Annotated in this window: 28 protein-coding genes; 20 read left to right on the top strand and 8 right to left on the bottom strand. The window is 68.5% G+C overall.

What is annotated here, in order from left to right:
- The 4 genes from ABC304_RS04235 to ABC304_RS04220 form a co-directional block, all read left to right on the top strand.
- On the top strand, positions 1-1,423 hold a 1,423-nt coding region (locus ABC304_RS04235; protein ID WP_412929068.1), incomplete at its 5' end, for a ferredoxin reductase family protein.
- On the top strand, positions 1,420-1,968 hold the full coding sequence (locus ABC304_RS04230) for an FMN-binding protein (protein ID WP_412923030.1): 549 nt from the start codon (positions 1,420-1,422) through the stop codon (positions 1,966-1,968). The genes ABC304_RS04235 and ABC304_RS04230, both read left to right, overlap by 4 nt.
- 2 nt (positions 1,969-1,970) lie before the next feature.
- On the top strand, positions 1,971-2,702 hold the full coding sequence (locus ABC304_RS04225; RefSeq protein ID WP_412923031.1) for an FAD:protein FMN transferase: 732 nt from the start codon (positions 1,971-1,973) through the stop codon (positions 2,700-2,702).
- Between the two features lie 165 nt (positions 2,703-2,867).
- Positions 2,868-3,383, top strand: coding sequence for a DUF2231 domain-containing protein (locus tag ABC304_RS04220; RefSeq protein ID WP_412923032.1), 516 nt, complete (start codon positions 2,868-2,870; stop codon positions 3,381-3,383).
- Between the two features lie 192 nt (positions 3,384-3,575).
- Here ABC304_RS04220 and ABC304_RS04215 read toward each other — a convergent pair whose 3' ends face one another.
- Positions 3,576-4,631: an IS110 family RNA-guided transposase gene (locus ABC304_RS04215; protein WP_412923033.1), complete on the bottom strand. Its 1,056-nt coding sequence runs from the start codon at positions 4,629-4,631 to the stop codon at positions 3,576-3,578.
- A 338-nt stretch (positions 4,632-4,969) separates the two neighbouring features.
- Between ABC304_RS04215 and ABC304_RS04210 the strand changes: the two genes are divergently transcribed.
- Positions 4,970-5,128: a hypothetical protein gene (locus ABC304_RS04210; protein WP_412923034.1), complete on the top strand. Its 159-nt coding sequence runs from the start codon at positions 4,970-4,972 to the stop codon at positions 5,126-5,128.
- A gap of 23 nt (positions 5,129-5,151) precedes the next feature.
- Here the strand turns inward: ABC304_RS04210 and ABC304_RS04205 are convergent, their stop codons facing one another.
- The 6 genes from ABC304_RS04205 to ABC304_RS04180 all read right to left on the bottom strand — a co-directional run bounded on the left by ABC304_RS04205 (position 5,152) and on the right by ABC304_RS04180 (position 8,388).
- On the bottom strand, positions 5,152-5,874 hold the full coding sequence (locus ABC304_RS04205) for a single-stranded DNA-binding protein (protein ID WP_160897555.1): 723 nt from the start codon (positions 5,872-5,874) through the stop codon (positions 5,152-5,154).
- The gene (nrdH, locus tag ABC304_RS04200; RefSeq protein ID WP_160897554.1) at positions 5,871-6,101 is read right to left on the bottom strand and encodes a glutaredoxin-like protein NrdH; all 231 of its coding nucleotides are present in this window, start codon (positions 6,099-6,101) and stop codon (positions 5,871-5,873) included. Before nrdH ends, ABC304_RS04205 begins: the two co-directional genes overlap by 4 nt.
- The gene (locus tag ABC304_RS04195; protein WP_202401085.1) at positions 6,098-6,358 is read right to left on the bottom strand and encodes a hypothetical protein; all 261 of its coding nucleotides are present in this window, start codon (positions 6,356-6,358) and stop codon (positions 6,098-6,100) included. Before ABC304_RS04195 ends, nrdH begins: the two co-directional genes overlap by 4 nt.
- 29 nt (positions 6,359-6,387) lie before the next feature.
- The gene (locus ABC304_RS04190; protein WP_160897553.1) at positions 6,388-6,594 is read right to left on the bottom strand and encodes a hypothetical protein; all 207 of its coding nucleotides are present in this window, start codon (positions 6,592-6,594) and stop codon (positions 6,388-6,390) included.
- Positions 6,595-6,999: 405 nt separating this feature from the next.
- Positions 7,000-8,010 carry a DUF3560 domain-containing protein gene (locus ABC304_RS04185; RefSeq protein ID WP_160897552.1) on the bottom strand — a complete coding sequence of 337 codons (1,011 nt, stop codon included), beginning with the start codon at positions 8,008-8,010 and terminating at the stop codon, positions 7,000-7,002.
- 24 nt (positions 8,011-8,034) lie between these two features.
- Complete coding sequence (locus ABC304_RS04180; RefSeq protein ID WP_160897551.1) at positions 8,035-8,388, bottom strand: hypothetical protein; 354 nt, start codon at positions 8,386-8,388, stop codon at positions 8,035-8,037.
- Positions 8,389-8,737: 349 nt separating this feature from the next.
- Here ABC304_RS04180 and ABC304_RS04175 point away from each other — a divergent pair, with 349 nt between their 5' ends.
- From ABC304_RS04175 to ABC304_RS04165, 3 genes are all read left to right on the top strand, one after another.
- The gene (locus ABC304_RS04175) at positions 8,738-8,995 is read left to right on the top strand and encodes a hypothetical protein (protein ID WP_160897550.1); all 258 of its coding nucleotides are present in this window, start codon (positions 8,738-8,740) and stop codon (positions 8,993-8,995) included.
- Positions 8,996-9,042: 47 nt separating this feature from the next.
- Complete coding sequence (locus ABC304_RS04170) at positions 9,043-9,291, top strand: hypothetical protein (RefSeq protein WP_160897549.1); 249 nt, start codon at positions 9,043-9,045, stop codon at positions 9,289-9,291.
- 69 nt (positions 9,292-9,360) lie between these two features.
- Entirely contained in the window at positions 9,361-10,119 is a 759-nt protein-coding gene (locus ABC304_RS04165) for a ParA family protein (RefSeq protein ID WP_160897548.1), read from the top strand.
- A gap of 394 nt (positions 10,120-10,513) precedes the next feature.
- Here ABC304_RS04165 and ABC304_RS04160 read toward each other — a convergent pair whose 3' ends face one another.
- Positions 10,514-11,659, bottom strand: a complete 1,146-nt coding sequence (locus ABC304_RS04160; RefSeq protein WP_160897547.1) for a geranylgeranyl reductase family protein — start codon at positions 11,657-11,659, stop codon at positions 10,514-10,516.
- A 215-nt stretch (positions 11,660-11,874) separates the two neighbouring features.
- On the opposite strand from ABC304_RS04160, the gene ABC304_RS04155 reads away from it, so the two are divergent.
- The 12 genes from ABC304_RS04155 (at position 11,875) to ABC304_RS04100 (ending at position 24,599) form a co-directional block, all read left to right on the top strand.
- Positions 11,875-12,387 carry a hypothetical protein gene (locus tag ABC304_RS04155; protein WP_160897546.1) on the top strand — a complete coding sequence of 171 codons (513 nt, stop codon included), beginning with the start codon at positions 11,875-11,877 and terminating at the stop codon, positions 12,385-12,387.
- Entirely contained in the window at positions 12,384-13,454 is a 1,071-nt protein-coding gene (locus ABC304_RS04150) for a hypothetical protein (protein WP_160897545.1), read from the top strand. The genes ABC304_RS04155 and ABC304_RS04150 overlap by 4 nt, the downstream gene beginning before the upstream one ends.
- A complete protein-coding gene (locus tag ABC304_RS04145; RefSeq protein ID WP_160897544.1) occupies positions 13,451-13,912 on the top strand; it encodes a hypothetical protein in 462 nt (153 codons plus the stop codon). Before ABC304_RS04150 ends, ABC304_RS04145 begins: the two co-directional genes overlap by 4 nt.
- Before the next feature lie 180 nt (positions 13,913-14,092).
- Positions 14,093-14,575 (top strand): hypothetical protein, encoded by a 483-nt coding sequence (locus ABC304_RS04140; RefSeq protein ID WP_412923036.1) that lies wholly within the window; start codon positions 14,093-14,095, stop codon positions 14,573-14,575.
- Positions 14,576-14,578: 3 nt separating this feature from the next.
- A complete protein-coding gene (locus ABC304_RS04135) occupies positions 14,579-15,736 on the top strand; it encodes a hypothetical protein (RefSeq protein WP_160897542.1) in 1,158 nt (385 codons plus the stop codon).
- A 71-nt stretch (positions 15,737-15,807) separates the two neighbouring features.
- The gene (locus ABC304_RS04130; RefSeq protein ID WP_202401084.1) at positions 15,808-16,119 is read left to right on the top strand and encodes a hypothetical protein; all 312 of its coding nucleotides are present in this window, start codon (positions 15,808-15,810) and stop codon (positions 16,117-16,119) included.
- Positions 16,120-16,161: 42 nt separating this feature from the next.
- Positions 16,162-16,884 carry a DUF8175 domain-containg protein gene (locus tag ABC304_RS04125; RefSeq protein WP_412923037.1) on the top strand — a complete coding sequence of 241 codons (723 nt, stop codon included), beginning with the start codon at positions 16,162-16,164 and terminating at the stop codon, positions 16,882-16,884.
- 107 nt (positions 16,885-16,991) lie between these two features.
- Positions 16,992-18,482 carry a TrbL/VirB6 family protein gene (locus ABC304_RS04120; RefSeq protein ID WP_412929067.1) on the top strand — a complete coding sequence of 497 codons (1,491 nt, stop codon included), beginning with the start codon at positions 16,992-16,994 and terminating at the stop codon, positions 18,480-18,482.
- Complete coding sequence (locus ABC304_RS04115) at positions 18,479-19,996, top strand: SCO6880 family protein (RefSeq protein WP_412923038.1); 1,518 nt, start codon at positions 18,479-18,481, stop codon at positions 19,994-19,996. Before ABC304_RS04120 ends, ABC304_RS04115 begins: the two co-directional genes overlap by 4 nt.
- Before the next feature lie 359 nt (positions 19,997-20,355).
- Positions 20,356-21,975, top strand: a complete 1,620-nt coding sequence (locus ABC304_RS04110) for an ATP/GTP-binding protein (RefSeq protein ID WP_160897592.1) — start codon at positions 20,356-20,358, stop codon at positions 21,973-21,975.
- 55 nt (positions 21,976-22,030) lie between these two features.
- A complete protein-coding gene (locus ABC304_RS04105) occupies positions 22,031-23,926 on the top strand; it encodes a type IV secretory system conjugative DNA transfer family protein (RefSeq protein ID WP_412923039.1) in 1,896 nt (631 codons plus the stop codon).
- The gene (locus ABC304_RS04100; protein WP_160897538.1) at positions 23,919-24,599 is read left to right on the top strand and encodes a DUF4913 domain-containing protein; all 681 of its coding nucleotides are present in this window, start codon (positions 23,919-23,921) and stop codon (positions 24,597-24,599) included. Before ABC304_RS04105 ends, ABC304_RS04100 begins: the two co-directional genes overlap by 8 nt.
- The last annotated feature ends 7 nt before the right edge of the window (positions 24,600-24,606 follow it).

Genomic DNA, 24,606 nt, shown 5'->3' with positions numbered 1-24,606 from the left:
CACGATCCGACCGACCAGCGCACCCGCACCCCACGCCCCGACCACGCTGCAGCGGTCGCAGGCCGACCGCGAGCGATCCCTGCGCCGGCGCCTGCGTTCCGCGGACACGCTCGTCACCGCCAGCTGGCTCTCGGTCGCCCTCGCCATCGCGCTCTACCTCGCAGCCGGCGGACCCGCGCAGATCACCGATCTCGCCGGAGCCCTGACGGCCACGGGAATCGTCGCCGGCCTCGTCGGCACCGACCTGATCCTGGTCATGCTCGTCCTCGCCGCCCGGATCCCCTGGATCGATCGCACCTTCGGCCAGGACACCGCGATGGCGCTGCACCGCCGCCTCGGCAAGCCCGCCCTGTACCTGATCCTCGGGCACGGCGCCCTACTCACCGTCGGCTACGCCCTCACCGACGGGCTGACGCTGTGGAACGAGACACTCGCCCTGTACTCCGGCGCCGACATGCTCCTGGCGCTGCTCGGCAGCACCCTGCTGGTGCTCGTCGTCGTCACCTCCCTCGTCGCCGTGCGCCGCCGCTTCGCGTACGAGGCGTGGCACGCGATCCACCTCCTCAGCTACGCGGCCGTCCTCGTCGCCGTGCCCCACCAGCTCTCCGCCGGCCAAGTCCTCGCCGAGAGCACCCCGCAGCGCGTCTACTGGATCGCCCTCTACGTCCTGGCGTTCGGCGCGATCGCCTGGTTCCGGTTCGCGGTGCCGGTGCTCGCCACCCTGCGGCACCGGATCCGGGTCGAGGCCGTCGAGACGATCGCCCCCGGCGTCTTCTCGATCCACCTCTCCGGCCGCGACCTCTCCCGCCTCGGCGTGATCGGCGGGCAGTACGCGATCTGGCGGTTCTGGAGCCGCGGCACCTGGTGGCACGCGCACCCGATCTCCTTCTCCGCCGTCCCGACCGACACCCGCGCGCGGATCACCGTCCGCGCACTCGGAGCAGGGACGGACCGACTCGCACGGCTGCGCCCCGGGACTGCGGTCTCGATCGAGGGCCCCTACGGGATCTTCACCGACGTCGCCCGCACCGCCCCGCGCCTCGCGATCATCGCCGCCGGCATCGGCATCACCCCCGCCCGAGCGCTCCTCGAGCACGGCGGCCTGCGCCCCGGCGAGGTGACCGTCCTGCTGCGCGCCACCGACGACTCGCAGACCTACCTCTGGGACGAGACGCAGACCCTGGTGCGCAGCAGCCGCGGCGCGCTGTTCGGGATGATCGGCCGACGGCCCGCAGGGCTCGCGACGTGGATGTCGGCCGAGTCCATCGCTCGGGGTGTGACGATCACCTCGGCGCTGCCCGGCCTGCTCGAATCCGACCTGTATGTCTGCGGTCCCACAGTCTGGGCCGATCTCGTCGTCCGCGACGCGCGAGCGGCAGGCCTGCCCGACCGGCAGATCCACGTGGAGAGGTTCGACTGGTGAGAACACGAGCAGCAGTCGCCAGCGTCCTCGCCTCCCTCGCCGTCCTCGTCGGCGGCTGGCAGCTGGGATCGGCCGGCTCCACCGGATCACCGCTCGCCACCGGGACGAGTACCACCACGGCCACGGACAGGACGGTCCCCGCGGCGACCACGCCGACCCCGGCCGCCACCCCCGCCCCGACGACGCCCGCTACACCCTCCACCGGCGCCACCACCGACCCCTCGGCCGGCGCGAGCCCGACAGCCACCGCGAGCCCGTCCGCCTCGACAGACGGCACCTGGACCGGCTCGTCTGTGGCGACCCGCTTCGGCGCGGTGCAGGTCGCGATCACCGTCGCCGGCGGGCAGATCACCGACGTGGACGCGGTGCACCTCACGGACAAGGACGGCCGGTCCGTGTCGATCTCCAACCGGGCCGCGCCGATCCTGCGTCAAGAAGTCCTCTCCGCCCAGTCCGCGCATGTGCAGGCGGTCAGCGGAGCGACCTACACCAGCGACGGATACCTCACCTCCCTGCAATCGGCGATCGACCAGGCCGGACTCTGACCGTGCACACGTTCACGACGATGGGCACCGTCGTCAGCTTGCGCGCCGCTGACGATGCACCGGTAGGCGACGTCGAGGCCGTCTTCGCCGACGCCGACGCCCGCTTCAGCCTGTACCGGCCGGAGTCGGAGGCGTCCCGGATCGCCCGCGGCGAACTCGCGCTAACCGTCGCGTCCGAGCACATGCGGGCCGCCTACACCGAAGCACTCCACTGGCGCACCGCGACGGACGGCGCCTTCACCCCGCACCGGCCCGACGGCGTCATCGACCTCGCCGGAACCGTCAAGGCGACAACCATGGCTCAGGCGGCCCGGCTGCTCGGAGACGGCGACTGGCTGCTCGATGTCGGAGGCGACGTCCTCACTTCCCCCTCCGGCAGCTGGACGGTCGGGATCGTGGACCCCGACGACCGGCACGCTCTGCTCTGCGTCGTCCCACTCGGCGACGGGCGCCGCGCGATCGCCACCTCCGGGACCGCCGAACGGGGCGAACACGTCTGGCGCCGACCGGCCGAGCCCGGCGATGTCCCCTTCGTGCAGGTGTCCGTGATCGCCGAGGACATCGTCACCGCCGACGTCCTCGCGACCGCGATCCTCGTCGGCGGACACCCGACGCTCGATACGGTCGTGGACCGGTTCGACGTCGACGTCCTCACCGTCGACGCCACCGCCGCCCTTCTCGTCACCGACCGGCTCCGCCGCCTGATCGCACCGGCGAGCGAGCACACGCAATAACTCCACCCGGTCGACACCTCGCCCCTCGGCATGAAGCGGGGAGTCGGCTCCGAGGAAGGGCGAGCGATCGTTCGAGGGCTCACACGAACACCTCGACCAGCAGAGCGCGCAGGACCGGGCGCGTTAGCGTCACGAGGACACCCCCCCTCGACCGAAGGCGCCCCGATGAACGACTGGCAGATCAACGGCCTCCCCCTCCACCCGCTCCTCGTGCACGCCGTCGTGGTCCTGCTCCCCCTCGCAGCCCTCATGCTCATCCTCGGCAGCCTCTGGCCCGCCGCCCGCCGCAAGTTCGCCATCCTCACCCCGATCATCGCCCTCGCCGCGCTGATCGCCGTCCCACTTACCACGCAGGCTGGCGAAGCCCTCGAACGCCAGACGGAGCCGTCCGCGATCCTCGAGCAGCACACCGAGCTCGGCGACCACCTGCTCCCCTGGGCCGCCGGCCTGTTCCTCATTGCCCTGGCTCAGTGGCTCTGGTTCCGCCGCACACGACGAACCGACGACCGACCCGCCACCCGCCGTCCTGTCGTCGGAATCGTGCTCGCCGTTGCAGCGATCGCCATCTCCGTCGGAGCGACCATCGACGTCGTCCGCATCGGCGACTCCGGGGCACAAGCCGTCTGGATGGACTCGACCTCAAGCACAGACAAGGTGCCCGCTACCGACGGCGACGACTGAACGCTGTCCGCCGCCGCCGCCACCCACAGCCACACCTCAGGCAAGGACCAGTGCCTCCGGCAGCTGCACCGCGCGAAGGGGTGAGCGCGGGACGTGGAACATGGTCAAGGATGAACAGGACTGCAACAAGATCCTCATCGAGATCTCCGCCATGATCCGCGCCCGCGAATCCGTCACCAGAATTCGTAGACATCACGCCATCAGGACGGTTGCTCCCATCCGCGCTTCCAGCGCCTTGAAGATCTCGCGAGCGATGTACCTCTTCACGCACCGCCGGATCTCGCGAGCAGTGCGACCCTCAGCCGTGCGGCGGTCGACGTAGGCACGGGTGCGCACCTCTGACACCATCCGCACACGGGCGACGACGTCAAGCGCCCGATTCAGTTGCCGGTCACCGCCTCGATTCAGGCGGTGACGAATCGTGTTACCAGACGACGCCGGGATCGGATTCACCCCTGCGAGGGCTGCAAACGCAGCCTCGCTGCGCACCCGACCCGGATGGGAATACGCCGCAACCGCCACAGCCGCAGTCACCGGACCGACACCGTAGATCTGCTGCACGCCAGGCGCGAGAAGCTCGACGAGCTCGGCCAACGCCTCGCGGTTCTCTCGCATCTGTCGGCCCAGCTCGATCACCGTCGAGGCCAGCCGGAGGGCCTCGCCTCGGATGATGCGCTCCGCAACATCGACGTGGCGAACGTCCAAGTCGGCGAGCTTCTGCACACCACGATCAGTGAGCGCGCGCCTGGTATCGAGGCCGAAGTCCGCAGTCCGGACCAGCGCGTTCAGCTGGTTCCGTGCGCTCGTACGACGGACCTCCATGTCGCGGCGAGCATCGAGCGCCACACGCAGGGCGTTGCGCAGCCCGTCTGCTTTCGGTTGAGTCAGCGCGTCGAGCTCGATGCCCATCGCCGAAGTCGCGGCCGCGACCGCGTCGATTTCATCAGTCTTGCCGCGGACGCGGCTCGACTTCTTCGGCGGCCGGACCTCACAGAACGCAACTCCGTCGCGCTGCAGCGCCCTGCTCAGCGATGCGCCATACGAGCCGGTTCCCTCCATCGCGAACAGCACTGATTCGCTCGCCGTGCTTCCTACCCAGGCGATCGCTCTGTCGATCGCCGCCGCCGTGACCGGGAATGCTTTCGTGCCGAGGATCTCGCCGGTCTTGGTGGCGACGATCGCGTAGGTGTGCGTGCGGGCGTGGGTATCGACTCCGACGACGTGGTCGTAGTGGTGGGCGACGATCATGCGGCCTCTTCTCCTCAAGGGGTCATCCGGGTGGGATGCGCCGCGGAGGCATCTCTCTAACGAGTCACGCGACCCAAGTCGCGGACAACCTTCTATCAAGCCATCGCAGCGTCACGCCGGAACTGGCCGCTCGGACGGACAGGTCCCCAGCAAGACATTGCGGTCAAGAGTGTGATGAGTCACGCCCGAGCGAGCCAGAACCAGCCTGACAGCCAGCACCAGGCCAGCCGAGACCATTAGAGAGTGTGAGGGGTCGCCCCTCACGGGCCGGCGGCGCCGGCCCCACGACCGCGCCGGTTCACGTGGGCGGTGTCGGTGGTGGGTGCGATGATCGCCGGATGTGGGAACTGGCGCATCGAACACGTGACGCGGCGACGGCGACGGTGGTTCGCAGCAGCGCAGCATCCGGCGACGCGGCGATCGCAGAGGTACGGGCCTCGATGCCGGAGGATCACGTGATCCTCTACGTGCTCGAGGTCGAACGCGACGGGAGCTAGTCGCCCTCGCCCCCCCTAACGGGTTACTCGGCCGCGGCGCCGCGACGCGGTGCGCGCGGTGAGCGGGTGACGACGGCGGTCGCGCGGGAGAGGTCGGGGCCGATTGCGTCAGCTTCGAGGACGCGGCCGTGGCGGCGGTCTTCCCCTTCGCCCCATGCCACGGTGCGCTCGTATCCGACGACGATCACCGCGTCACCCTTGTGCAGCGACGCGAGCACGTGCTCGCCGAGTTCGAACTTCGCTTCCACGAAATGCGTTGTCGGGGCCTCGTGCGGGGTCCACTCCCCCGCGCGGTACTCGCCGGTGTTCTCGATCACGCGCAGCTTGACGATCTGCACGCGACCCGCCTGCACGGCCTCGGGGTCAACGGCCAGATTGCCGGTGATAGTCCTGGTGCTCATCTGTCGTCTCCTGCTCGTGCGGTTCGTTCTCCCCGTCGACGTCGACGGGATCTGAGGGGCGTCTGCGGCCGGGGTGGCTGGGTCCTCGTCGGCGGGCATTTCCAGGCCCCATGACGCGAGCGCGTCGCGGCGGGTGATTTCCACCGGCGGCTCCGACAGCGATCGCCGCTGCTCGAGCTCGGCGCGTGTGACGTAGTGCCCGGGGATGCGGCGTTCCTCGCCGTAGGCGGCGCGGTAGAACCGGTCGGCGTCGTTCTCCAACCGGTCCACCTCCCCCTGGCGGTCGGTGTATCCGGCAAGGTATCCGGCTCGGTAGTCGTCGCTGGTGGTGTCGTGCTCCCTCATGCGGCGTGCTTGTCGATGAGGTCGGGACGAAACCCCGACCAGTGGTCTTGATCGCCTGCCACGACCACGGGAGCGGCGGAGTAGCCCAGCTCGTCCATGACGTATTCGAGCGCTGCGGGGTTGGTGGTGAGATCCACGACGGTGTACTCGATGCCCTTCGCGTCCAGCGCGCGGTAGGTCGCCGTGCACTGCACGCACGACGGCTTCGAGTAGACGATGAGGCTCATTGCTCCGATCCTCCCTCAGTGTGGTGCGCGTCGCCCTCGTCGTCGTCGGTGGCGTGTTCTTCGATCCACAGGTCGGCCGCCTCGACCTGCCCGCATGCGCGCAGCATCTCGGCAAGCGCGTCGACCTCTCGGCAGCTGAGGCGCGTTGCCAGATCGGCAGCGGTGTCCGGGCGGGAGAACACGAGGGCGAACTCGGCCACCGCATCGAGGAAGGTCGGCCGATCCGGCGTCCGGTTGGTGTTGGTGGTGTCGGGCATGGCGTCTCCTCCTCGATGGGTGGTGCGGGTTACTGCTCAGTGGTGCGGGTCAGGGTGTCCACGAACATGACGCCCTCGGGGCCGGGAATCGTGGCGGTGTGCGCGAGTGCCCAACCGGTGCGGGCATGGGCTTGGAGGTCCTCGGTGCGCTCGGCGATCTTGCGGCCCTGGTACTGCCGGTCCTCAGCCGTGGTGGCCGGAACGAAGGTGCTGACGGTCGTGATCTGCTGGTGCATTTCTCTCTCTCCTCCTCATCGTTTTTTTGCCGTGAAGGCGGTTTCCCGCCTTAGCAACCGGAGGGCGCAGTGCAACCCGCAGGGCGAGGGGGGAGAGAGTTTCGGCGCGAAATAAGGGAGCGCAGCGACCGCGTGCCGAAAGTCTCGGAGGAGTCGGTGGCGCAGCCACTTGAACGGAGCCCGCAGGTAGCTACGAGGGAGCGAAGCGGACGAGCTGCCGCAGGCTTCACGGCAAAAAGCGTGAGCCCGTAGGGCGATCCTCGGCGGCCGACGGAGCCGGTCGACCTCTGGGCGTCGCTCCGTCGACGCTGCGGGAGCGCAGCTCGCGCCCCGCCGGCGGCGGAACGTCGGGGAGTGCGAGGGGGGCGCCCCTCACGGGCCGGCCCGAAGGCCGGCCCTCACCCCTCAGCTCGCCGCGGCGGCCTCCGTGGTGGTGGCCTTCTCGGCGGCGGCGGCCCGTGCGGCCTCGACCTCGGCGGCGGTGTGGTGCCCCTGCACGTCGGTGTAATCGACCTTGTAAGGGCGGGTCGTGTTGTTCCAGTCGAGCGCGACGGTCACGCTCTTGGGGTTCACGCGGGTGACGACGTGCCAGCCGAAACGGTGCTTGATCATGTCGCCCTTGGCGATCGTCTCGCGGCTGTGGATCGTGACCTGTCCAGCGGCGGCCTGGGCTTCGCGGACGGCGGTCCAGTAGGTGTGTTCGTCCTCGAGCTGCGCGCGCTGAGTCAGCAGCCGGTCCAGGTAGGCGCCCGTCGCGGGGGCGGTCGTCTCGATGTAGCCGCCTCCGAAGTTGTGCGAGCTGCCCTCGATCTTGCGCGTGTACCCGCGAATGTCGGTCGCGATCCGCTCGATGCGGCGGGCAACCATCCCCGGCGCGTAGCGGGTGTCGGTGGTCTTGGCGGCGACGTCGGCGCGGGCGCGGGCGCGGGTGGCCTCGCGGTCGGCCTCGACGCTGCGACCCATTGCGGCATCCGCCTTGGCGATCGCGTTACGGTGGCGGCCTTCGGAGTGGTGCCCGACCTTGATCGGCTCGCCGCCCTCGGGCAGGCGGTCCAGCGCACGGCGCGCGGCTGCGTCGGCGGCGTCTGCGTCGGCCGCGCGTCGGTCGGCCTTCGCCTCGAGCGCGTCGACGCGGGCGGCCTGGCGCTCGATCTTGTCCGCCTCCACCTCGGCGGTCGGCCGGAACGTCTCGTCAGCCTCGATCGTGACCTCGTGGCCGGCCTCGCGCAGCGCTGCCGCAGCACGGTTGATGTTCCACCACTTGGGCAGGCGGTCGCGGGACTGGGGGACGTACCAGGCTCCCATGGATCGGCCCCACCGCCAGCCGTTCGCCTTCAAGATTTCGGCGGTGCCGTCTCCGCGGCTGGTGCCCTCGATGATCGTTCCGGCTTCGGGGGTGTGGGTGATGGTGAGCATGTCGTTTCTCCTTGGGTGTGGGGGTCAGTCGTTGGCGAGGTAGTCGGCGCGGGTTTCGCTGCGGTCGTGCAGCGCGTAGGCGGCGGGGTACAGGTCGAGCGCTCGCGCGACCGCGACCGGCACGACGACGTAGGCGCCGGATGCCATGTAGCCGATGCGATCCGCGGCCACGCGCTCCGCGGGCTCGAAGTGCTGCAAGGTCATGCCGATGACTTCACGGGTGACCAGGCGCACGGCCGGGGTCTGCTCGGTCACCGGGTCGTTCCCACCGGCGCCGATGATGACCACCTGACGGGCGGTGCGGCTGATGCCCTCCTCCCCCGGTCCGTGGTTCACGCTGACGATGACTTCGGTACGTGTGCCGCGCTGCTCGCTCATGTGTCTCTCCCTCTGACTGATCGTTTTTCTTTGCCTCTCCGGCGGGAATGACCGTTTGAGCGGAGGCGGCGAAGTGACGCCGATTCCGGGCGAAATAAGCCCGTAGGGCGCGTCCGGAATCGGTGGCACGTAGCCGTTGGAGCGAAATAGGTTGAGACCGCGGAGAGGTGAAGAAAACCTCAAGGGATGGGCCGCTGTGCGGCCTCCCCACGGCGGCGCGTAGCGCTGCTGCGCGAGGTATCTCGCGCCCCCGGAACGGGCATCGCTTGCGCGGATTCGCGCTCGTCCCCACTCCCCCGGCCCGCACTCCTAACTTGCTGGCATCGAACACATGTTCGATACTTACGGGATGCGCGACGACGGACCTCGGTGGCATCCGCAGCTGCTCGCGCGCGAGGGCCCTCCTGCCCATTGGGTGATGCTCGACGCCCGAGACGATGAGGTTGGGGCGATCGACCTACGCCGCACCGACGACGGCCCGCGATACCGCGTCGAGTACAGGGGCTCACTCCTGGGCTGGGCGACGTCGCTCAAGATCGCGACGGAACGGCTGCATCGGGCGATCATTTCCGCAGGCGTTCCTCGCGGCGGGATCAACGGTTCGTGACTGCCGAGAGTGCGTGAGGGCTGCTCATGGTGCAGGTGTGGTCGCCCATGTCGCAGCTTCAGAGATCCCCCGAGCCGGGGGTTTGGTACATCTTCGACAACAGTCGACGTATCGCGATCGTGCGCGTCGTGGAGATTCATGGGCGCAAGCTCCTGCGGTCGGTCACCTTCGACCACGACCCCGCGCAGCGGCAGCTCATCGGATACTTCCCCGAGGACGCCATGCGACTAGCAGTGGAGTGCACGTGGGCGGAGTACGTCAAGCACCGCGGGCCCTCGACAAGCAATCGCAATTAGCTACCTAGATACCTATATAGGTATCTAGGTAGCTTGCTATCTGGCTTTGTACCCAGATAGGTTTCAGCCATGCAGAGCTTGATGATCTACAGCGAGAGCGGTGGAGCGACGAAGAGCACTACCGCTGTCTCTCTGGCGACGGTGGCCGCTGAGGACGGGAAACGCGTGATCTTGATAGACCTCGACCCCCGCGGCGCGACGACGAAGTGGCTCGACGCTCAGCCGGTCGATACCGGGCTCGACGTCGGCGCGATCCTGGGGAACCAGGACGTGCGGGGGTGGGCCGATGAGCTGGCGGTGGCGTCACCGTTCCACGAGAACCTGCGTGTCATCCCGTCCGATCGGAGCGTGAGTGCACGTGAAACAGACGACCCGGGGGAGGTTGGGCAACGCCTGGCCGACTCGCTCGAGGGCGTGCCCGCCGATCTGGTGATAATCGACTGCCCGAACCGGCAGGGCGGGTCACTGATATTCAACGCTCTGACTGCTGCGCAGTCCGTCATCTACGCCGCCACGCCGACCGCTGACGGCGTAGACGGGTTCCTCGGGGCCCAAGAGAGCGTGATGCGATACAACGCCACCAGCGGCCACCAGGCGGTCGCAGAGGCCGGAATCATCGTCGGTGGCTACAAGGAGACGGTGACGCCGCGCGAGGCGACGCACAGCATCGAGCAAATGCGTGAGACGGGCCTGCTGCTCACGCCTCTGATCCCGCACCGGACGATCGTGGGGGAGGTCCGGTACTCGCATGACTGGTACGGCCGTTTCCGCAAGGGCGCTCCCGTCGCTGACGCATACCGAGAACTGGCACGAAAGGTCATCCGATGACGAACGAAGATCGCCCCCAGAGCCTCCCTCGACGGGCACAGCCGGCACCTGACCGACGCGACCCGATCGAGTCGTCAAAGCCCCGCCCCGCGCCCGCTGCGGCGCCCGGTGCGCCGGCGCCGTCGACGCCCGCTCGATCGAGCGCGGCTGCTCCGCGTTCACGGCCGCGCAAGGCTCCCACGGAGGTACTGCACGCGGACATCGACGCCGAGCTGTCGTACTACGTGGAAGACCTGCGCGCAGCGACGGGGCGAACGAAACGAGACATCGTGGAGTCGGCCCTGCGCGAGTACCGGGACCGGAACCCGCTTGCGTAGGCACCGCCTAACCTAGATAGCCAGATACCTATATAGGTATCTGGCTATCTCGTCGTTCGGGGGAGGGGCTGTCGCGGCTAGCGAGAAAGCATCGCCACGGCGAGACGGACCGATGGGTGGCGGAATGCGCGGGCGAGGTTGGTGTCACCGTTGCAGAATCGGAAGAAGTAGTTGGCGCCGACGCGGGAGTGGGCCGTGAAGAGCTGCACCAGCGCGGAACGCTTCTCGAAGAACCGCAGGAACGCCGACCCGGCGCTGATTTCCGGTTCGAGCTCGCGCGTGATCTGCGCGGAGTAGCCGGTCAGCGCAGCCTCATCGCCGCCGATGAACGCCGCGGCAGCAGCACCGGCCCAGGTGCCCGATCGGAGAGCGAAGCTGATGCCTTCGCGTGTCCACGGCTCGAGCAGGCCGGCCGTCTCGCCGGCCACGATGACGTGTCCGCGGGCGGATGGTGTGCCGACCCGCCGCCATTGGGTGAGGTGTCCGCTGTCGTGCAGCGGGGGAGTGTTCGCCATACCGAGGCGGGCGAGCCACTGATCCAGGTACTCGCGGGTGTGCGGAGCATTGCCCTTGGCCTCGATGACGCCGACCGTGAGGGAGTCCTTCTTCGGGAACACCCATGCGTAGGTGCCGGGTCGCGGACCCCAGTCGAGCAAGGCGGTGGTCCGCCATTGCTCGCCGGCGGGCATCGGGATCTCTGCCTCTAGGCCGAGGTCGGCCTGTTCGATTTCGACGCCGACGTATCGCCCGATCCGGCCACCGGAGCCGTCCGCCCCGATGACGACCCGGGCAGTGAACGTCTCTTTGTCCGTGGTGAGGGTCACGATGCCGTCGTTCTCGCTGACAGCGCGGACGTTCACGCCGTCGCGAAACTCGGCGCCGGCGGCCTTGGCGGCGTCGACGTTCTGCTGGTCGAACGTCTCTCGCTGCACCATTGCCAGGGAGGCGTCCGGGCCGAAACGGCGGGTGATGCGGCCCATGTTGCGGGAGAACCCCACGGCATTGATGCGGCGATCGACGTCGTAGGTGACTCCGGGCGCGAGGTAGTTTCGAGAGGTGCCGATGAGGCCGCCGCCGCACGTCTTGCAGCGAGGGAACCGGGCCTTATCGAGCAGAAGCACACGAGCGCCGTTCTCGGCGGCGACGCGGGCGGCGGTGGCTCCTGCCGGCCCTGCGCCCACGACAACGACGTCCCAGCGGTTGTCGGAGGTCTCCTGTGTCATGGGGAAAAAGTCTATGACGGCGCGCTTCGACGGGCCTCGCCGCGGCGCGGTGGGGCGCTGGACACGGCTCACGTTCAGCCCGAAAACACCGGATGTTGCGAAGTTTCCCAGGCTTCCGGCAGACCGGCCCGATCGCCTAGGCATGACTATAAGATTTTCCGGTCGCTGGCGGGGCCGGGGGGCGCAGCCAGAGGACGCGAAACGAGGAGGGCCAGATGAAGCACCGCCAGCGGAGAGCGGCAGCACTGCAACTCGTGAAAGACCGGGGCATCCCCGACACCCTGAGCTTTGCGGACCTCGTGCAACTGGTTGAGAGCTACCGCGGAACGACGATCAAGTTCCGGCAGGACCCGCGGCTGAACGGGCAGCGCGTGTGCGGTGCGTGGACCGGTGATCCGGTCAACCGCATCGACACCATCCACGTCCCCGCCGACGCGAAGATCGAGATGCAGCTGTTCATCGGCGCACATGAACTCGGCCACATGCTGGACGAAGAAGTCGGGCGTGAGACGCGGCTGGGCGACGACCCCCGCGTCAAAGAATTCCTGGCATCCGTCCTAAACCCGGACCGCATGGTCCCCTACGCCTTCCAGGGCATCGACGACCTCACCAACGAGCGCGAAGCACGCGCCGAAGCAATCGGTGATCTGCTGGTGCTGCGCGTGCTGCGCGGACGCCGGCAGAACACCACCCGCGATTTCAAGTTCGAGCAAGTGTTCGCGGGATGACCTTCCTCGACGCAGCGGCGGCAGTGCTGCGGTGGCTGGTCGAAAGCCCCGTAGACGCCATCACCATCGTCGTGGCGACGGTGGCCTCTGTGTCGGTCCTGCGCAAGAAGATGCGCGAGCGGCGTTCCATGCTGCCCTCCGGCGTGCTCCTCTGGTCGGCCGCGTGCATCCTGCAAATCCACGTCGTCTACGACTTCATCGACCCCCTTTTGGGCGGCTCGAACGTCACGAACTTGCTCTATCGGATTCTCGTCACCGCGGCGCTGGGGTGCCTCGAAGTCATGGTGATTCGCGCCACGAAGGGCCGGGGCACCCCCTGGGAATCCCTGGTCGCGGCGATCGTCGTCGCGATGATCGCGCTGCAAGCACTGATCTTCGCTGTCAACTCTTGGCCGGTCACCGACACGTATCTTTCGGAGTACGGCGGCGAAGTCGGCCGCGAACTGTTCTGGAACGTGATGCCGCTGTGCATCGGCGTGTTCTCGGTGCACGTGATCTTGACCGTGGGTGCTGAGTGGCGCGCCCATTCGGTCCGCGCGACGCGGTGGGGACTGGCCCTCATCGGCTTCGCCGCCGCCCTTGATCTGCTGTGGCTGGTGGAGAACTTGGCGACGAGCACGTATCGCGTGCTCGCGGATAGCAGCTTCTTCCTGGGCCCGAATGGCGATGTCGTCGGGGCACTGCTGGTCGGTACGATGATCGCCTGTACAGGGCTAGGAGTGGCCGTCGGCTCGGCGGAAAGACTCGTAGACCACCTGTGGATGCGTCTGCTGCTGATTCGGGCGACTCCAACTTGGCACCGCGTCATCAAGTCAGCACCCGAGCTGACGTTGACGGGTAGTACGGGTTTGGCGAGTTCGCTTCTCACCCTGGAAGTCGAGCACGTCCTTTATCGAAGGTGGAAAGAAATGCTGGACTGCGAAAGAGCGGGAAAGTTCACGCCCACTGACGCTGAGCGCGGCCTTCTCGAGGAAATCGGACGCACCCTCAGCGGGTCCCCCGGAGAGACGCCCGACCGCGAGCACACCGGCCTCAGCGGCCTCCTGACGGCTGGACGAGCATCATGAGCGATACCGACTGGTACTCCCCGGAGCAGAAGCACGAGCGCGCCGAGCTGGCGCGCAAGCTGAACCTGCTTATGGATGTCATCGTTGCCGACGACGGCAAGCCGACGAGCTACCGGGCACTCGCCACGTTCCTGGAAGCGCGCGGCATCAAGCTCAGCCGCGCCCGGTGGACCTACATGACGAGCGGCAACCGCTACGTCGTCAACGACCGCAAGCTGCTGACCGGCATCGCGGAGTTCTTCGAGGTCGACCCGAGCTACCTTCTTGGCTCCAACAACGACGAGATTCCCGCCAAGGTCGAGGCCGCGTTGCAGTTCGTTCGTGCGGAACGGCTGGGCGCCGTCCGCCTGTTCGCAGCTCGCAAGCTCGGAGAGGTGTCGCCGGAGACGCTGGCAAAGCTCACCGCGATCCTGGACGAGGCCGCCGAAGAAACCGACCCGAAACCGACCGCCGGCTAGTACCGAAATACCTCCTAGGCATGCCTAGCTAGCCATGCCTAGAACTGTTACGCTCGCTCCCGTAGGGCAATAGCGGGGGACCTTCCCGCGCTGTGTCCACAGCGATGGGAGCGGCATCCGATGGTCCGACTGGGCACAAGTTCGCGGGGGACGGCGGGGGCCGTCCTTGCGATCGCATCGGTGCTGGCGTTGACCAGCTGCGCGGCAACGCCGGCGCCCGTCGACGCGGCCGACAGGGGCGCGGCCGCGTCGACGGAGGCTCCGGCCCCCATCGAGTCCGCCACGGCGGAGAGCGACCACGACGAGTCGATTCCGCACGACCACGACGTCGAGGTGGACCCGAACGCCGACGCTGACGTGTCGGAGCTCGCGACCCGATCGGTGACGCTGTTCTGCCGTCCGTCGCTCGCCTACGCGACGTGGATCGCAGAGCTGTACCCGGTGCTGTCGCAGTCGGCGGCGGTCGCTTACGAAACCGTCGACCCGGCGAACGTGCCGTGCACGAGCGTCACCGGTGCCGCGCGGATTCGCGACACGGACGGCGCCTACACGGCCCGCGTGCTCGTCCCCACGGATGCCGGCGACTACTCGGTGTACGTGCACCGCCCCCTCGACACTGCCCCGTGGGCTGTCGAGCAGATCACCCCCCTGGCATCGGAGTAACCGGTGGCGAAGGGGGGAGCGGGCGTGCTGGCCGTGGTCATGGTGCCGGTGCTGGCGATCGCAATGCTGCTGTGGGTGCTGTTCTTCGGCGGCTCGGCTGCCGCGGCGTGCCTGCCTGGCGGGGGACCGGTGAATATCGCCGCGATCCCCGCGGATGCCAAGGTCGGCGCGTACGGTCACGACCAACTCGTTAACGCCGCACTGATCGTCAACGCGGGCGCTGCGAAGGGCCTCGGCTCGGACGGGCAGACCCTCGGCGTGCAGACGGCGATCGGGGAGTCCTCCCTGGTGAACATCGACTACGGCGACAACGCGGTCAACCCGGACGGGTCGATCGCTGACTCCATCGGTCTGTTCCAGCAGCAGTCCAGCTGGGGCACCGTCGAAGAGCGCATGGACCCGACGACCTCGGCGGGATTCTTCTACGACCGTCTCGTGAAGGTCGAGGGGTGGCAGGCGATGGAGCCTTCCATCGCGATCAACAAGGTGCAGCGCAACTCCGACCCCAACCACTACACGAAGTACCGCGGCGACGCTGTGGCGATCATGGCGTACTTCGCCACCCTCGGCGGCGGCTCGGCTACGCCCGGCGCAACGACTCCGGCGTCGACATCGACGGCGACGCCGGCCCCCGTCGCCGCGGGGTGCGCCGCGATCTCCGGCGATTCTCAGGCGCTCGCGCAGGGCCTCGTGAAAGCGATGGAGGAAGGTCGGCTGACCTTCCTCGAGGACCGCTACGCGCAGCAGGTCCGCGACGTCGCCGCGGGCACCGCCTCGGCAGACTGCGGGATCGACCTCCGCATCCTCCAGATCATGACGGTGGCGCTGAACACGTTCGACAAGGTGGGCGTCTCCGACATCAACCGCAAGTGCACCGGCGAAACCGGATACGGGGCGGGCACCGCCTCGTCGCACTACATCGACGGCGGCGGCCACGCGGTCGACTTCTACTCCTTCAACGGCACCGCCACCACCGGCTGCGACGCAAACGCACTCAAGCTGCTCGGCGTCCTCGACCCGCAGGTGCCCAACGGCACGCGCGCCGGCCAGATCCAGTGCCGCTCCGTCACGTACGTGAACATCAGCGGCTTCTACGACCCCGCAACCCACCTGCACATCGACATGGGCTTCACCGACGCCCCTCTCACAACCACCGGATAACCGGACCCTTTCGGCGCCGCACCGGGCGGCACGAGAACCCCGCACCACCAACACGAAACGGAGAACAACCCATGTCTGCACTTCTCGCAGCAAGCGACCTGATCACCGCCGCCGCACCCGCTGTGCTCGCCGGCGTCGTGCCCGACCCGGGCTCGGGCTCCATGCCTCCCGGGTTCGAGGCGTTCACCACCGTCATGGGCTGGGCCAAGTGGGTCGGCCTCGGCGTCGCCGTGGTCGGTCTGATCATCCTCGGCGTCACCATGACCGTCTCCGCCCGCCGCGGTGAGGGCGGCGAGATCGGCGGCTGGCTCGGCCGTCTGCTCGTCGGCGTGATCATCGTGTCGGCGGCGTTCACGATCGTCGGCTTCTTGATGGGCGCGTAGCGTCCCGGAGGAAAGCCACCGATCAACGAAAGGCACGACGTCATGAGCGACGCAGAATCCCGCAACCCCTTCACCAGCAAAGGTTTCATCTTCGGAGCGATCATCTTCGGAGTCCTCGTGCTGGCGGCGATCCTGCTCGCTGTCACGTCCCTCGGCGGTGGTGGCGGGCAGACCGCGCCCGCCACCACCGCAACGCCCACCGCCTCCGCTGTGGCGGCCGGTGAGGCAGCAAGCGTCTGTGGCCTCCCGGGCTACGACGAGAGCGGTGACCTCACCGCCGCACCCACTACTGACTGGACCATCGTCGGAACAATGGCGGCGCCCTCTTCGGAAGAGGCCGGTCCCGGGGTGGTTGCCGAAAGCGGTCTGCGTAGCTGCTACGCCCACACGGTAGAAGGTGCGTTGTTCGCAATGGCGAACCTTTGGGCAATGGGCACTGACGGTCGACTCTCGGCGGTCCTGCTCGAGGAGCAGACCGCGCCCGGAGCGGGTCGCGACGCCGCACTTGCAGCGGGGGCGGCTCAGAGCAACACGGGCGGCAGCGTGCAGATCGTCGGCTTCCGCGTCAGCTCGTATACCGCGACCGAAGCCACGATCGACATCGCATTCCGCACGAACACGAACCAGCTCCTCAGCTTCCCCGCGCCCGTGAAATGGGTTGACGGGGACTGGAAATTGGTCCTGACCGACGCCGGTCAACCTCCGTTCCGCCCGTCGACGCTCACGAGCCTCGGCGGCTATACCCCCTGGGCAGGTACCGAATGAATCCACCCGCAGGAGAGCCCTGCACGCCGCTGGACGTGCTGTGCTGGTCCTCGGCCGGGCTCGGCGAAATCGTTTCGAAAGCCTCGAACGACGCGCTGCAGCAGTTCGTGAACAACATCTTGGAGGGCTACGGCAAAGCGATCGTCTCACTCGGCACCCTCTGGGTGAACGTTCCCTCCCCGGTGACCGTAGTCGACCGGGGAGGCGGCGTTAACGGCGGTGGCACGCCACCGCTGCCGGGCGCTTTCGAGACGATCCTCGGCTATGTGACGTGGGTCGCTGCGGGCCTCGCGGTCATGTCGCTCATCATCGCCGGCGTCATGATGAGCGTCCGTCGTCGCCACGGCGACGGCGAGGCGCACATGGGCCGCATCAGCGTCATCATCTTCGCCGTCTTCCTGCTCTCCGCAGCCTCCGCGCTCGTCACCGGGTTCCTCCCGCTGGCAATGCACCTCAACGAGTCCTCGAGCGTGGTCGGCTGGGTGCAAGGTCAGCTCGAGTGGTACGCCGGCGGCCTCGCAATCCTCTCGATCCTCGTCGCCGCCGGCCGCATGGTGTGGACGCAGCGCGCGGGGGAGCTGCGCACCCTCGCCCGCTCCGTGCTGACGCTGATCGCTGTCGCCGGGGCCGGGCTCGTCGTCATCCGTCTCGCCACGCAAGCGGGGGACGCCTTCTCCATCTGGATTCTCAACAACTCCACCAACTGCGACGTCACCAACGGTGAGAGCAACTGCTTCGGCACGAACGTCTTCGCGATGATTAACCTCACCGCGACCTCGCCCATTGGCCTCATCGGCCTGTTCTTCCTCGGCATGCTCGCGGTGCTGATGACCTACATACAGATCGCGCTCATGATCTTCCGCGGCGCGATGCTCGTCGTCCTGGCCGGCATCTTCCCCGTCGCCGCAGCGGCGACGAACACCGAAATCGGGCAGCAGTGGTTCAAGAAGGCAATGGCTTGGACCCTCGCCTTCATCCTCTACAAGCCCGCCGCCGCAATCGTCTACGCGATCGCGTTCCGCATGACCGGAACCGACCTGTTCAAGTCGGACGGCACGGGTCTTTTCCAGATCGTCACGGGGCTCGCGCTGATGTTGATTGCCCTCGTCGCACTGCCCGCGCTGATGCGCTTCCTCGTCCCCGCGGTCGCGTCCGTGGGTGGCAGCGGCGGCGGAGCGGGCCTGCTTCTTGGAGGCGCGGCGATCGCCGGTGCCGGGGACATCGCCACCGGTGCGATCCGCTCGCGCGGCGGCTCGGACGGCGGCGGCTCCGGCGGTGGAGGCGGCGGCTTCGGCTCCGCACCGAGCGGCAGCAACGCCGCTGCGGGCGGCAGGGGCGCAGCCGCCGCAACGCCTGCGGCACCCGTCCCCGTGGGGGCGGGAGTCGGCGCTGGCGCTGGCGCAGCCTCGGGCGGTGCCGCCGCGGGCGGCGCCGCGGCCGGGGGAGGCGCAGCAGCGGGCGGAGGCGCAGCAGCCGCCGGCGCCGGGCCGATCGGGGTGGGCCTCATGGTCGCCACCAAGGCCGCTGAGGGCGCGAAGAACGCAGCAGGCGCGGTCAAGGCCGCCACGGATGACGCGACGGGAAGCGGGAACTCATGACCACCACAACGCCTACGCGCAGCGCTGAGGCGCCGCGCACATACGGCAACTGGCGCCGCCCGCAGACCGCGGGACTCGGCGGCCTCGGGCAGCTCGCCACCGGCGTGCTGTTCGTCGGCATCCTCTCCTCGATCATCGCGTCGATGTTCTCCGGCCTCGGCGCCGCGCTCATCACCGCGGGGATCTTCGGCGGGATCTTGCTGACGGTTTCGGTGAAAGACAAGCACGGGCAGAGCGCCCTCGGAAGGACGGTGAATCGCGTGAACTGGATGCGCACGAAGGCCAAGGGAGCGAACGTGTACCGTTCCGGCCCCACGGGGCGAGCGAAGTGGGGCACCTACCAGCTCCCCGGTCTTGCGGCGGCGTCGCAGCTCACCGAGCACGAGGACTCGCACGGCCGCAAGTTCGCGCTCGTGCACATTCCCTCGACCAAGCACTACACCGTCGTGATCGCCACCGAGCCGGACGGTGCGGCCCTGGTCGACCAGGAACAGGTCAACAACCAGGTCGCGGAGTACGGCATCTGGCTCTCAAACCTCGGGGATGAGCCCGGCATCGAGGCCGCCTCGGTCACCGTGGAGACGGCACCTGACACCGGCACGCGCCTGCGCTCGGAGGTGGAAGGGTCGATGGACCCCGACGCCCCGGAGTTCGCTCGAGCGATGCTGTCGGAAGTCGTGGACAGCTACCCGGTGGGATCGGCCACGATCCGCGCATACATCGCGGTCACGTTCTCGTCGCTGTCGCGCATCGGCGGGAAGCGCCGCAACGCGAAAGAGGTCGCCGTCGACCTCGCCGCGCGTCTGCCCGGACTCACCACCAGCCTCGCGGCCACCGGTGCGGGCGCAGCTCGCCCACTGGGCGCACAGGAGCTGTGCGAGGTTGTGCGAGTCGCGTACGACCCCGCTGCGGCCGTCCTCATTGACGAGGCCCGCGCCGCCGGCGACGTGCCGGAGCTGTCGTGGACGGACGTCGGCCCCGCCGCCGCTGACGCTCGATGGGACTCGTACCGGCACGACGGCGCGGTGTCGACGTCGTGGACCATGACGTCTCCGCCGCGTGGAGTCGTGCAGTCGGGCATCCTGGCTCGCCTGCTCGCCCCGCACCGTGACGTCGCCCGCAAGCGCGTCACCCTGCTTTACCGTCCGATCGACCCGGCCCGCGCTGCGGCGATCGTGGAGGCGGACCTGAACGCCGCCCAGTTCAACAGCTCGGCGTCGACCAAGCCCACCGCCCGCTCCACGCTCTCCACCCGCTCCGCCCAGGCGACCGCGGCTGAGGAAGCATCCGGCGCGGGGCTGCTGAACTTCGGCCTGATCGTCACCGCGACCACGACCGATGCCGCGCACGAGGCGGACGCCCGCGCAGCGATCGACTCGCTCACCGCCGCGGCGCGTCTGCGCGTGCGGCCGGCCTTCGGGTCACAAGACACCGTTTTCGCCGCCGGTCTGCCGCTGGGGCTCGTGCTCCCGCGGCACCTGCGCCTGCCCACCGAAGTGAGGGAGTCCCTGTGAGCATGCTCACCCGCCTGTTCGCCTCCAACAGTGACGACCACCTCGAGCCCGAAGAGGACACCCTGCCTGACGGTGCGACCACTGCGGCGCGCGGCGACACCGCGGGGGAGGACGTGTCAGCTGACGGGCTGCCTACCGGCGCGGTGTCGTCCGCGACGCCGGCCACCCTCGACGCAGAGGCTCCCTCACGTCGGGGTGCGCGTGCGCAGAGCGATGCGCCGACGCTCGACGTCGCGGCGCAACCCACGCTGTCACGGGCGACACCCGCGCGCACGCGCACTCGGCGTCGGCAGGGCAAGCGTGTGGCAATCCCTCACGGCGGGAAGAAGGAGAAGCAGGGGACGGCGCTGCGCCGGCCGATGCGTCCGAGCATCCGCGGTTGGCTCGGCCGGGGCGGCGGCGAGGCCGTCAACGTCACCGCCGCCGACGAGTTCCGCGGAACGACCGTCCAGGTGTGCGGGCTGTACCCGTTCTCGGTCGGCACCGGCACCCCAATGATCGGAGTCCCACTCGGCAAGAACCTCTCCACGGGCGCATCGGTCTGCTGTGACCCGATCAGCTGGTTCCAGCGCGCGCAACTCATCTCCAACCCGTCGATGTTCGTTCTCGGCAAGCCCGGCCTCGGCAAGTCCTCGCTCACGCGCCGCATGGCCGCAGGCCTGGCCGGTTACGGCACGATCCCGCTCGTGTTGGGCGATTTGAAGCCCGACTACGTGGACCTCATTCAGGCCCTCGACGGTCAGGTGATCCCCCTGGGCCGTGGCCGCGGCTACCTCAACATCCTCGACCCCGGCGAGGCGTCCGAGGCGGCGCAGCGACTCCGCGACGAGGCCACCCGCGCACACGCTCGCGCCGACGAGCTCACGCACCAAGTGAGGGCTTCCGACCCCTCCAAAGACACCGACGAGCTGGCCGCAGAGGTCGGCAAACTGCGCAAGCACGCCGCAAAGGTGCAGCGCCTGGCGCACCAGGTCCTCGCGGACGCCCACGGCCGCCGGCACACGATGATCGCCGCCTTGCTGACGATTCTCCGCTCTCAGCCGCCGACCGACCGTGAAGAGACGATCATCGACCGGGCACTCAAGTACCTGGACGAGCACCACGACGGCATTCCCGTTCTCGCGGACCTGCTGCGCGTCATCCAGGAGGCACCGGATGAGATTCGACAGGTCGCCCTCGACCGTGGCGATATCACCCGCTACAAGGCGATCACGGAGGACCTCGAAGCCTCCCTCATCGGCCTCACCACCGGTGGCCGTCTGGGCGAGGTGTTCTCGCAGCAGACCACCACGCCGATGCGCCGGGACCGTCCCGTCGTCTACGACGTGTCCTCGATTGACGACTCTGAGGGAGACCTGCAAGCGGCGATCCTGCTGGCCTGCTGGTCCGCCGGGTTCGGAACCGTCAACGTCGCCGCCGCCCTCGCGGACGCGGAGCTCGAACCTCGCCGGCACTACTTCGTGATCCTGGACGAGCTGTGGCGCGCGCTGCGCGCCGGCCGCGGCATGGTCGATCGCGTCGACGCCCTCACCCGCCTGAACCGCGCCCGCGGCGTCGGCCTGGCGATGATCTCGCACACGATGAGCGACCTCCTGGCGCTGGCATCGGCCGAAGATCAGATGAAGGCCAAAGGCTTCGTAGAGAGAAGCGGCATGGTGATCTGCGGTGGCCTCCCCGGCGCGGAAATGCCGCTGCTGACCTCCGCGGTGCCGATGTCGATCGCGGAACAGGGAATGCTCACCAGCTGGCAGGACCCGCCCGCATGGGACCCAGTATCAGGTCATGAGTCCGAGCCTCCCGGCCGCGGCCGCTTCCTGATCAAGGTCGGCGGTCGCCCGGGCATCCCCGTGCGCGTCGAGCTGACGGCGGCGGAGAAGGACGTCAACGACACCAACAAGCTCTGGCACGCGACCTCGCGCGCCGGGCGAGCGGCGGAGCCGCTGCCCACCGATCCGGTGAACGTCGAGATTCTGCCGTGAACCACGACGACACCCACGCGCACACACTCGCCCCCATCAGCACGGAGGACCACTCATGAGCGTCACCGCCAACAACCGCCGTCGCGAGCCGGGCAAAGCAGGCAACGACGCCATGATGCTCGGCGGCACCCTCGCGGCGATCGCCGCTATCGGCATCGTCTGGGTGTCCGTCGCGCTCGGCTCGGAAATGGATGGGGTGAATGAGGATCTGTCGAAAGATCCGTTCGAAATCATCTCCGGCCTCGCGCGGGGCACCGTCACCTGGTCGGGATCGGCAACAGCGGTCGCCCTCGCGGCGGTGGGCGTCATCGCCACCGTCGCGCTGTGGTTCCTGTACCTGAAAGCGGCGGGGCGAAAGAAGCGCGCGAACGTCGATCACGCAGCGCGCTACATGGCGACGGAGCGGGATCTGGCGCCGATGCTGGCCAAGGAGGCGATGAAGAAGTCCAAGCGGCTCGGCGTGGAGGGCTCGCCCGGTGTGCCGGTGGGGCGTCTCGTGTCGACGGGGAAGATGGTTTACGCCTCGTTCGAGGACATGATCACCGTCGTCGCCGGCCCCCGCGTCGGTAAGTCGACCTCGCTCGTCATCCCCGCGATCATCGCCGCCCCGGGCGCCGTGGTGACGACTTCGAACAAGCGCGACGTGCTCGATGCGACCCGCGACGTCCGGGAAAAGGACGGCCCGGTGTGGGTGTTCGATCCTCAGCGCGTCGCCCGTGAGGACGCGACGTGGTGGTGGAACCCGCTGTCGTACGTCACCGACGACACCCGCGCGGCGAAGCTCGCGCAGTATTTCGCTTCGGGATCCCGGGCGACGGATGCCAAGACGGATGCGTTCTTCGACGGCGCCGGTCAGAACCTTCTTGCCGGGATGCTGCTCGCGGCCGCGGTCGGTGGTCGCCCGATCGCTCAGGTGTTCTCGTGGTTGACCGACTCCACCGATGAGGAGCCGGTTCGGCTGCTGCGCGAGGGTGGCTACCCGATGATCGGTGACGCCGTGCTCGGCATCATCCAGTCCACCGACAAGCTGCGCGGATCGGTGTACTCGACGGGCCAGGAAATGGCCGCGTGCTTGAAGAACACGCAGGTCGCTGACTGGGTGAACCCGCGCGGAGCTGACGACCCCCGCCCGCAGTTCGACGCCGCCGAGTTCGTGCGCGGCCGCGGCACCCTGTACTCGCTGTCCAAGGAGGGCGCCGGCACCGCCGGCCCCCTCGTCACCGCCCTGACCGCCGCCACGCTCGAGGCGGCAACCGACCTCGCAGACACCTCGCCCGGTGGCCGGCTGCGGACCCCGCTGGTGGGCATCCTGGACGAGGCCGCGAACGTGTGCCGGTGGCGGGATCTGCCCGACCTGTACTCGCACTTCGGCTCGCGCGGCATCCCGATCATGTCGGTGTTCCAGTCCTGGTCGCAGGGCGTGGCCGTGTTCGGCCGCGAAGGCATGCTCAAGCTGTGGAGCGCATCGAACGCGTTCCTCTACCTCGGCAGCGTCAAAGAGAACGACTTCCTGCAGAACATCTCGGAGCTTGTTGGGGACTACGACCGGGAGACGACCTCGGCCAGCTACAACAAGGGCGTGCGCTCGACGTCGACGGCGCTCAAGCGTGAGCGCATCCTGACCGTCGATGAACTCGGCGCGATGCCCCGCGGCCGCGCGGTCATGCTCTCCACCGGCGCCCGGGCAGCGCTGCTGCGTACCGTCCCCTGGTACGAGGGCGCGAAGGATCAGGTCGCGGCGATCAAAGCGTCGATCGCCGCACACGACCCCGCGATCACCCCCGCGGCATCGCCTGCGGTGACGGCCGCGGCGCCGGTGTCGCCTGTCGACCTCGCGCCTACGTCGACACCGGTCGCGGTAGCGGCGCCGGCGGCGCCGCCGATCGACCTGGCCTCCTCAATGCGTGCCCTGATGGAACGCGACGACGCGAATGACCGCACTGATGGATGACGTCGACCCGCTCGACTCTGACGAGTTCGACGCCGCAACGCCGGCACAGGGGGGCTCTCCGGCAACGGGGAGCCCCCTCGGGGTCGCGGACGGCATGGGCTCAGCGGTAGAGAACGCCCTCGGCGCCCTAGACGTGGACGCGCTCGTAGCCGACGCCGCGACGGCCGTCGTCACGCAGCTCGTCAACAACCTCGCGAAGGAAGCGCTCAGCACCGCCCTGACGCCCGAACGCCTCCAACAGCTCCAAGAACGCACAGCAACCGCTGTTGAGCGCGCCTTCGAACCCCCGGCACCGGGGGAGGACGTCATGGCGGGGGAGACGGTCTACGGCTCGGTGGACGAGTGGCTCCGGAAATACTGGCGGTTCACCTATCGCCGCCGCGTCTCAGCCAAAGGCACCGGCACCGGTCGGTGGAAAGCCGAGTGGTGGAACACCGACGAAGCCGTGCAGCGCCTCGAAACGCTCTGGCGCGGGTGGGAGGCCGCACGCCTCGACCCCGGTCTTGGCACAAGCGCCTGGTGGATCAATCACGCCGCCCCTCACATGACCGCCCTCCTCGCCACAGACGGCCCCTTCTCGGACTCGAAGGATGAGAACCAAGTCGGCGACCCGCTGCCGTATCAACAGCCGCCAGCACACCTATTTCCACCGGACAGACAGCCTTGCAGCTGAGACCGGC

The sequence above is a fragment of the Microbacterium jepli genome (assembly GCF_047237905.1).
Lineage (GTDB): Bacteria > Actinomycetota > Actinomycetes > Actinomycetales > Microbacteriaceae > Microbacterium.
The sequence above is the reverse complement of the archived record's forward strand: the minus strand, read 5'-3'. Positions and strand labels throughout refer to the sequence as shown.